Genomic DNA, 8,667 nt, shown 5'->3' on the forward strand with positions numbered 1-8,667 from the left:
GCTAATGCACTCCTATCCATAATCCGATTAATCCTGAAATTAAACCTGCTGTCCAGAACACTGTCACTACTTTCCATTCTCCCCAACCACTTAATTCAAAGTGATGATGGATCGGGCTCATCTTAAAGATACGTTTTTTTGTAAGTTTATATGAAGCTACTTGTAACATAACTGAAGCAGTTTCAATTACAAATACTAGCCCGATTAGTAACAATGATAATTCTTGATTTAACATAATTGAAATTGTTGCGAAAATTCCACCTAAAGCCAAGCTACCAGTGTCTCCCATAAATACCTTTGCGGGATTGAGGTTATACGGTAGAAATCCTAATAATGCAAAAATCATTATAATACAAAATGCTCCAATTGCTGGTGAATCTAAAACAAAGCTCATAATGGCATACATTGTAAAACCAATGATTGATAATCCTGTTGCTAAGCCATCTAAACCATCTGTTAAATTCACAGCATTTGAGAACCCAACTTGCCAAAAAACAATAAAAATCACATATGCAAAAGATAATGGAATACTAATATTTGTAAAAGGTATGTTTAGATTAGTTGAAAATTCTACAAGATGGAAGACATCACTTAGTAAAAAGAATACTACTGCAATTGCAATTTGTGCTAAAAATTTCTGCTTACTTGTTAAACCTTGGTTGTTTTTCTTAACTACGATGATGTAATCATCAATAAAACCTATTAAGCCAAAACCAATTGTCACAAATAATAATAAAATGATTGGATTTGAATTATCTACAAAGAAAATTGCAATAATTGAGGTAATGATAATACTAATTAGAAAAGTCAAACCACCCATTGTCGGTGTGCCTGTTTTTTTCATATGGCTTTGTGGACCTTCTTCACGAATGCTTTGTCCAAATTTCATTCGCTTAAGCGTTGGAATTAAAATAGGTACTAAGATAAAAGTAATTAATAGTGCGATAACCGCAAGTATAAAAAGCATAATTGTCTCCTTTATATATTTAATTTTTAGTTTTGTCTTCTGAGTTTATTAATTGATAATATCTCGTTCATTTTATCAATATTTTAAAGTAAATTCATTTAAAATTTGTATGAAATCGTATGACGCCCTTTGAAGTAACACGAGCTGAGAAGGGAATGATATAACCACCCCCCTCACTTATATTTGCTACTAAAATTCTATTTTGTAACCTATGCTCAATATGCTTGTCACAACTTTTAGACGTTCATTCAATTCTCATAACTTATCATATACTTTTTCAAGTCAAATTATAATCAATCGTTAGAATCTTTACTATTGTTTGTCTGTTGTTCTTGTTCAGAAGAGCTCGAAGTATCATTCTTATTGTTTTTTCCCTTATCCTCTGAAGAACTAGCTTTATCTTTATTAGAAGAGTCATTTGATGCTGTCTCATTGTCATTTGTATTCGTCGATGTATCGTCAGGATCTTCTGGAGATAATTCAATTTCAACCTTACTATTGTCTTTTAATGTGGTTCCATTGTTAACCGATTGTTTTGTTACATAGCCACTACCTTTAGTTGTAACGTTAATGCCAGTTAATTCTTGAAAGGCAAGTACATCATCTTTTGTCCAACCTTTCATATTTGGCATTGTAATATCACCATCAGTTAACAAGAGCACCTTACTATTAGGCAATAATTTTTTATTGGTTTTAATTGATTGAGATTTGACGTAATCTCCATTACCAATAACGGTTGCTTGTAAATCTTCAGATTTCAAACTTTCTTTTGCTTTATCAGTAGATTGTCCAGTTACATTTGGTACTTTTGAATATTGTGCAGATTTAGTTTCATCTTTTTTAGAACCTACATTTAAATATTTAAGTGTATTTTCCATAATTGGTTTGAAAGCCTTACTTACACCCATTTCATAAGCTTCTTGATCATTCTTTTGAGCTAAGCTCATACCGGCATAAACAATAACTTTGGGATTTTTCTTAGGCGCATCACCAATGAAACTTACAAAGTATGGATTTTCACCCTTAACATATCCGCCGTTCTTTTCATCCGCCACTTGGGCAGTACCTGTCTTACCTTCAATATCATAACCATCTACTCTATAATTCATCGCATGACTCTTCTTACTATTAACTACTTTATCTAATTCTGTTTCCACTTTACTTGCGGTAGAAGCAGTAATTGGTTTGCCAGCAATTTCTTTTTTGCCTTGATATAATGTCTTTTGGGAAATTGGATTTTTAATACTATCCACAAACCATGGTTTAAGCATATTCCCTTTATTAAAGAAAGCAGATTGCGCCTGAATCATTTGTACCGGCGTAACAGTTGTAGATTGCCCGAATGCTGACGTTTTTTGTTGTAATTCATTCGACCAAGCAATATTACCCTCTGCTTCACCATCAAACAGACCACCAGTTGGTTTGCTAAAACCAAATCTTTCGTACCATGATTTCATTTTGTCAGCACCTACTAAGTCTTGTAAGTGCATCATCAGTGTATTTGAAGAATAAGTAAAGCCTAATGACATTGGAATTTCGCCCCAACCAGTTTTATTCCAGTCGGAGATTCTAGAACCCATGATATCCCGATGTCCAGACTCATATTTTTTCTTAGGATCAAACTTACCTTCCTGTATAGCTGCCGCTAAACCAAATGATTTAAAAGTAGAACCTGGTTCATACGTATTTTGATATAAATCATTCGCCCATTTTTTCCCGAAATCTTCACCTGTCTCAGGATTAAACGTAGGACGTTGACTGAATGCTAAGATTTCACCTGTTTTAGCATCCATGACAACAGCAAATAAATCTTTTGGTTGATATCTCTTAACCATATCATCCAATGCTTCCTCAACGAATACTTGTATATTTGAATCAATTGTTAAATGGACATCATCACCACGTTTAGGTGATTTTTCATTTTTAGTATTTGGAGCAATATATCCCCAAATATCTTGTATATAAGATAATGCACCTTTAGTTCCACTTAAATAACTATCAAAGATTTTTTCAACACCAAGTGCACCTTTTAATTCGCCTGTATCTGGATTTTTTTGTGCCATTCCTATTAAGTGAGACGCAAAATTACCATTTGGATAAAAACGTTCAGTTTCTGGATATAATGTAATACCTGGTAAGTCCATTTTTTCCAGTTTCTGTTTATCTTGATAAGTTAAATTAGTTCCTTTTTGACCAAATTCCACTTGGAATGCTTTTTTCTGATTAAGTCGTTTTTCAATTTCTTCCGGTTTCATGTCTATAATTTTAGAAAGTTCTTTAGCTGTCTTCTTTTTATCCTCTACATAGCGAGGTTTGTCTCCACTTTTACCTGCGCTCTTATCGACTACCGCTACAACTTTATATCTTTCGACATCTTCGGCAAGAATTTTACCATTTCTATCATAAATCTTGCCTCGTTCAGCTTGTTCATTGTTTTGAACTAAATATTTTTCATTCGCTCGCATTACTAAATCTTGTCCATCAGAATGCCCTGTGATCATAATATATGAATATCTTAAAACCAATATAAAAAAGAGCAGTCCGAATATACCAACAAGGAGGACTGCTCCTAATTTATTTTTTCTAATTTTTCGCTTCGCCATTTGTACGCACTACCTTTACATTGTCGTTATTTAGGCTCATACCTTGTGCTTTAGCCTTGTCGTATATGCGTTGGTAAGAAGAACTTTTTTTAATTTCAGATTGAATTGCGCTATTTTCACTTGATTGTTGTTCAATTTTGGAGTCTAAATCTGCAATCTTTCCATTCGTATCATACGCATCCATTTTTAAAGATAGCATATAAATAGCAATAACTGCAATTGCAGTAACAAGTGTTATGTATAAGTATTTCTCAAATCTTGTGAGTTGAACTACAACCTTCTTAGTAACTGTTCTTGTTTGTGGTTCCGATTGAGGTTGTTGTTTCGGTATACTATTGTGCTGGACGTCTTCATATGGTTCATATATTTCTTCTACAGCCATCGTCAATTACTCCTTATTTTAAAATTTCTGCAACACGTAATTTAGCACTGCGCGCTCTGTTATTTTCATCCAAATCTGTATCCGTTGCGGTAATTGGTTTGCGATTTACTCTCTTGAGTTTAGGTGTGTAAGCTTCAGGAATAATTGGTAACCCTCTAGGCACATCAGGACCCTTTTCATACTCTTGAAACATTTGTTTGCATAATCTGTCTTCTAAAGAGTGGAAAGTGATTACTGAAATTCTGCCTCCAATTTTTACAAGCTCGATTGCCTGCTCAATCGAATCTTCGAATGCAGATAATTCGTCATTAACGGCAATACGTATAGCTTGAAATACACGTTTTGCAGGATGACCACCTTTTCTTCGAGCTTTAGCAGGAATGCCTTCTTTAATGATGTCAACTAGCTCTAATGTAGTTTCGATAGGCTGATGTTCACGATGTGCTTCAATTCGTCTCGCTATTTGTTTAGAAAATTTCTCTTCACCATAGCGATAAAAAATCTTAACAAGTGCTTCATATGGCCATTGATTGACTACTTCGTATGCGCTAAGTTGCTGCGTTTGATCCATTCTCATATCAAGTTTAGCATCATGATGATAACTAAATCCTCGCTCTGGAACATCCAACTGTGGGCTAGAAACGCCTAAGTCATAATAAATTCCGTCTACCTTTTCAATGTTTAAGTTTTTTAAAATGTCAGTTAATTCTCTAAAGTTACTATGTACGAACGTGACTTTATGTAGATGATCTTTCAATACCTCTTTAGCATTATCTAATGCTGTAGTGTCTTGATCAATCGCAATTAATCTACCGTCATCGTTTAATTGATTTAATAAATAGAGTGCATGACCCGCGCCACCAAGCGTACAGTCTACATAAATACCATCTTCTTTGATGTCTAAATAATCAATTGTTTCGTTAAGCATGACGCTAATATGATGAAACACGACTTATTCCTCCATTAAAAATCAAAATCTATTAAATCTTCAGCAATATCTTCGAAACTCTCTTCAGATTCATCATAAAAATCATTCCAAGTTTCTCTATCCCAAATTTCAATTCGATTTGAAACACCTATTACTGTACATTCTTTAGTTAAACTAGCGTACTTTCTCAAATTTTGAGGAATGTTAATACGCCCTTGCTTATCCAATTCCACTTCGATGGCACCTGAGAAGAACATACGCATAAACTTACGTGCGTCTTTCTTTGTCATAGGTAAGGTTTTCATTTTTTCTTCTATTTGTTGCCACTCTTCAAGTGTGTAACCGAATAAACATTTATCAAGGCCTCGCGTGATAATAAAACGTTCGTTTAAGTCATATCTAAACTTAGATGGAATTATCATACGTCCTTTAGCATCAAGTTGATGTTCGTATTCTCCCATGAACATTATTATCACCTCACCTTATTTATAATTTACCACATATCCCCACTATCCTCCACTAATTCTGTAAAATATCTTAAAATTCTTTTTTTATACAAAAAAACCTATTTTATCATTTCGATAAAATAGGTTTAAAGCTTGATTTATTAAGGTTTAATGATGATTTGATCAAATGTGTATTCAAGTGGTGGGAAAGTGGAGGGACTAAACACATCAATCCCAAAATCATTCATAATTTGTAGTGGATTCCAGATTCTTTCTTGTAATCCGTGGTGAGGATGTAATACTAAATCCAATTCTCTAAATTGTCTCATACTAATATCATTCTCACGTTCAATATTTAACAAATAGCGTTTCAGTAAATAATCAAATTGTTTATTATGAATTTCTTCATTTTTAATTACTAAATTGTAATTATCTTGATTTTCCTTAACTTCATTTAATAATTGTTGATACACATTTTCATGTTTTGCTTTCAATTCTTCTACTTGTTGTATAAACATATCGGAAGCTTTTTCACGTACAAATTCATTTTTGTCATCATCGATACCATCTTGAATAACTTTTTCAACATTAAGGCTATATTGTTTAAGTAGTTTTTGTGTTCTTTCCATCATATATGTCATCTTCATACGTGGAAGAACTATTGGCATTTCTACATTAAGTAATTTGAATACATTATTTAGTTCTGCCCAATATTTAATTTCACTTGGACCACCTATGAATGCTACTGTATTAAATAGCCATTCTTCCATGACTGGTCTCGTAACGACGTTGTTTGAGAAACGCTCCGGCTCTGTCTCTATTAATTCAATTAATTCATCTTCAGAGTAGGTAATATCAGATTTACTTAATTTAAAATGATTATCTTCTTTTGATATTAATTGACGCATACCATCCTCATGAAGGAACAAATGTACATTAGTATCTGTCTGTATCATTTGTGTTAATCCCGATGCAATGGTTTGCTCTTGTGTTTGTCTGAATACTTGATTAATTTTAGAATGATTATTTACTATTTCTTTGAGTAATGGTTTTTCAAGTTGTCTAAGCTTATCGTTCTGTGCATCGATGAGTAGCACACCGTGTTCTTTAAAGACCGTATGCAATAAAGCCTTAAATATATCAGTCCAAGTATCAAACTCATTAATAATATCCACGCATAATCTATATAAGGGTTTAGAATGTTTAGTTTCTTTTAATTCTTCGAAGAAAAGATTTAATGCATTAAGCATAGCTTCCTTATCAGGAGTATATCTTGAAATATTTGTTTCTGGAGGCGTCATTGTATGGTACTTCACTTTCTTTAATTGCGCCTCTTTCACATTATAAACATACGTATGATTCACTTCATCAAAATCATGATCCTCTCCAGCAATCCAAAACACAGGAACAACCGTTTCACCGTATTCTTTAGTTAGTTGACTACTTAACGTTACTATCGAAAGAATTTTATGGAAAGTGTATAAAGGTCCCCCAAACAATCCTGATTGTTGACCTCCAATAACTACTTTAGCTCCTTGTTCAAGCGCCTCAATATGCTCTAGCTGAGAAGTAGTTAATTTCAAATCCGCCATATAGTCTTTAATGATTTGTGCTAATTGTTTTTCTCTACCATTATTAGCACGTTTCATTCTAGTCGTGAAACTAGCTGTCTCAACTGGGTTATATTGATAAAATTCTAATAAACTTTTATCACTTTCTTTTAATTTTGAAATAAATGAATCTTTTTCTTTAAAATGAGTTACTCGACAATCCATATCTATACTCCTTCAACATAGCTATTACTCATATAGTATAAAGATTATAGCATTATATGACAATTTAACGGCTTAAAAATTTATAATTTTTGAAGTGAAATTTACCCTTTCGTCCTGAAAATACAATTGAATGAAATTTACATATTATTTAAGTTATAATATAACAAAAGAAATAAGGGGGATAACGCAAATGAGTGAAGTAAAACATCTTGAAATTAATTATAAAACAGACGAATTGTTTGAGGCTTTTAGAGAATTCGGTAACAAAGATTTATACATGGTTGAAGAACTACAAGGCCAAATGATCGATGCCAGTTCTGAATCACCATTCTATGGCATCTTTCACGGTGAAAACCTTGTTGCCCGAATGGCTTTACTAAAAAAGGGTGACGTTGAGGAAATTTACTTTCCAGAATTCGATGATTATTTACTACTTTGGAAATTAGAAGTTTTAAATAACTATAAAAATAAAGGGTATGGTCAGTCACTCATTGATTATGCAAAATCTTATCATATGCCTATCAAAGCCATTGCACGTCAAAATTCTAAAGATTTTTTAATGAATCAAGATTTTGAGGATGTACACGCTAAAAATCCTGAAGGTCATGATGTACTCGTATGGTCTCCTAAATAATTAATTATAATATGGAAAAACTACGGAGTGATAAAAGTTCTATCAGAATCTTTACCACTCCAACTTTTTTGCATAAAATGTTTTTACTCATTTTCAATTAAATCAACTAATTCACTCAATGATTTAATTTCGTAATCTGGATTTATATCAGAATTATTCTTTTTATTTCTTACATTAAACCAGCATGTAGCTATTCCCGCATTTTTTCCACCTAATACATCTGAAGTTAATGAATCACCAACAATAATGGTAGATTTTCGTTTGTCCTCACCAATTTTTTCAAACACATAATCAAAAAACTCAATCATTGGCTTTTGATAACCCGTTTCCTCTGATATAAATACATCATCAAATGTGTCTTTAAATTGTAATTGTGCGATACGTCTTTTTTGAGTATCTGTAACACCATTAGTAACAATATAAAGCTCATTGTTTTGAGCTAATCGATCTATCGTTTCTAGAGTGGAATCAAAATGCTTAATGGGTGCTTTAGCTAATTCATCCCTAAAAGTAACATCTGCTTGTTTACCATCCACTTCAATCCCATAATGATTAAAATATTCAATGAATCTGTGTGAAAGAACTTCTTCTTTAGTTAGTTTATTCTTTTGAAAAGCCTCCCAATGTGCCTGATTAATTTGTTTAAAAAATTGAAAGTCTTCTGCTGTTGGGTAATGATGATAATGTTTGGCCATATTGTGAAAAGCTTTATCTTCAGCATCATAAAAATCAACTAATGTATCATCGAAGTCTAATAATATTGTATTATATTTCATATTTTCATCCTTAACGTTTATTTTCTAAAATCTATTTTAACAGAAATATATTTATAAATTAAAAAAGACCAGAGCGCTTGCCCTGGTCCATGATAATTAAAATTTCAAATTAGAAGCCGAAAATTTTACCTAAAACACTGATTCCGTTTTCTACGA

The 8,667-nt window shown here is 32.5% G+C and carries 8 protein-coding genes; 1 reads left to right on the forward strand and 7 read right to left on the reverse strand.

Going from position 1 to position 8,667, the window contains the following annotated elements; all coding sequences use genetic code 11:
• Position 1 precedes the first annotated feature (1 nt).
• From mraY to bshC, 6 genes are all read right to left on the reverse strand, one after another.
• A complete protein-coding gene (mraY, locus tag HMPREF3265_RS03105; RefSeq protein ID WP_011276018.1) occupies positions 2 to 967 on the reverse strand; it encodes a phospho-N-acetylmuramoyl-pentapeptide-transferase in 966 nt (321 codons plus the stop codon).
• A gap of 293 nt (positions 968 to 1,260) precedes the next feature.
• The gene (locus HMPREF3265_RS03110; protein ID WP_070440630.1) at positions 1,261 to 3,570 is read right to left on the reverse strand and encodes a penicillin-binding protein; all 2,310 of its coding nucleotides are present in this window, start codon (positions 3,568 to 3,570) and stop codon (positions 1,261 to 1,263) included.
• On the reverse strand, positions 3,551 to 3,952 hold the full coding sequence (gene ftsL, locus HMPREF3265_RS03115; protein WP_016930703.1) for a cell division protein FtsL: 402 nt from the start codon (positions 3,950 to 3,952) through the stop codon (positions 3,551 to 3,553). The genes HMPREF3265_RS03110 and ftsL overlap by 20 nt, the downstream gene beginning before the upstream one ends.
• Before the next feature lie 13 nt (positions 3,953 to 3,965).
• Positions 3,966 to 4,901, reverse strand: coding sequence for a 16S rRNA (cytosine(1402)-N(4))-methyltransferase RsmH (gene rsmH, locus HMPREF3265_RS03120; protein ID WP_070440627.1), 936 nt, complete (start codon positions 4,899 to 4,901; stop codon positions 3,966 to 3,968).
• 14 nt (positions 4,902 to 4,915) lie between these two features.
• The gene (mraZ, locus tag HMPREF3265_RS03125) at positions 4,916 to 5,347 is read right to left on the reverse strand and encodes a division/cell wall cluster transcriptional repressor MraZ (RefSeq protein ID WP_011276022.1); all 432 of its coding nucleotides are present in this window, start codon (positions 5,345 to 5,347) and stop codon (positions 4,916 to 4,918) included.
• 140 nt (positions 5,348 to 5,487) lie between these two features.
• Positions 5,488 to 7,101 (reverse strand): bacillithiol biosynthesis cysteine-adding enzyme BshC, encoded by a 1,614-nt coding sequence (gene bshC / locus HMPREF3265_RS03130; protein ID WP_070440624.1) that lies wholly within the window; start codon positions 7,099 to 7,101, stop codon positions 5,488 to 5,490.
• A 190-nt stretch (positions 7,102 to 7,291) separates the two neighbouring features.
• Between bshC and HMPREF3265_RS03135 the strand changes: the two genes are divergently transcribed.
• Positions 7,292 to 7,735, forward strand: coding sequence for an N-acetyltransferase (locus HMPREF3265_RS03135; RefSeq protein ID WP_070440621.1), 444 nt, complete (start codon positions 7,292 to 7,294; stop codon positions 7,733 to 7,735).
• Positions 7,736 to 7,818: 83 nt separating this feature from the next.
• On the opposite strand, the gene HMPREF3265_RS03140 is transcribed toward HMPREF3265_RS03135, so the two are convergent.
• Entirely contained in the window at positions 7,819 to 8,511 is a 693-nt protein-coding gene (locus HMPREF3265_RS03140; RefSeq protein ID WP_070440618.1) for a YjjG family noncanonical pyrimidine nucleotidase, read from the reverse strand.
• Positions 8,512 to 8,667: the final 156 nt, after the last annotated feature.

The sequence above is a fragment of the Staphylococcus sp. HMSC62B09 genome, from assembly GCF_001839115.1.
Lineage (GTDB): Bacteria > Bacillota > Bacilli > Staphylococcales > Staphylococcaceae > Staphylococcus > Staphylococcus haemolyticus.

What these genes read in the sequence shown, in the direction of transcription:
- mraY (WP_011276018.1), bottom strand. Translation starts at nt 967, where the DNA reads ATGCTTTTTATACTTGCGGTTATCGCACTATTAATTACTTTTATCTTA.
- HMPREF3265_RS03110 (WP_070440630.1), bottom strand. Translation starts at nt 3,570, where the DNA reads ATGGCGAAGCGAAAAATTAGAAAAAATAAATTAGGAGCAGTCCTCCTT.
- ftsL (WP_016930703.1), bottom strand. Translation starts at nt 3,952, where the DNA reads ATGGCTGTAGAAGAAATATATGAACCATATGAAGACGTCCAGCACAAT.
- mraZ (WP_011276022.1), bottom strand. Translation starts at nt 5,347, where the DNA reads ATGTTCATGGGAGAATACGAACATCAACTTGATGCTAAAGGACGTATG.
- bshC (WP_070440624.1), bottom strand. Translation starts at nt 7,101, where the DNA reads ATGGATTGTCGAGTAACTCATTTTAAAGAAAAAGATTCATTTATTTCA.
- HMPREF3265_RS03135 (WP_070440621.1), top strand. Translation starts at nt 7,292, where the DNA reads ATGAGTGAAGTAAAACATCTTGAAATTAATTATAAAACAGACGAATTG.
- HMPREF3265_RS03140 (WP_070440618.1), bottom strand. Translation starts at nt 8,511, where the DNA reads ATGAAATATAATACAATATTATTAGACTTCGATGATACATTAGTTGAT.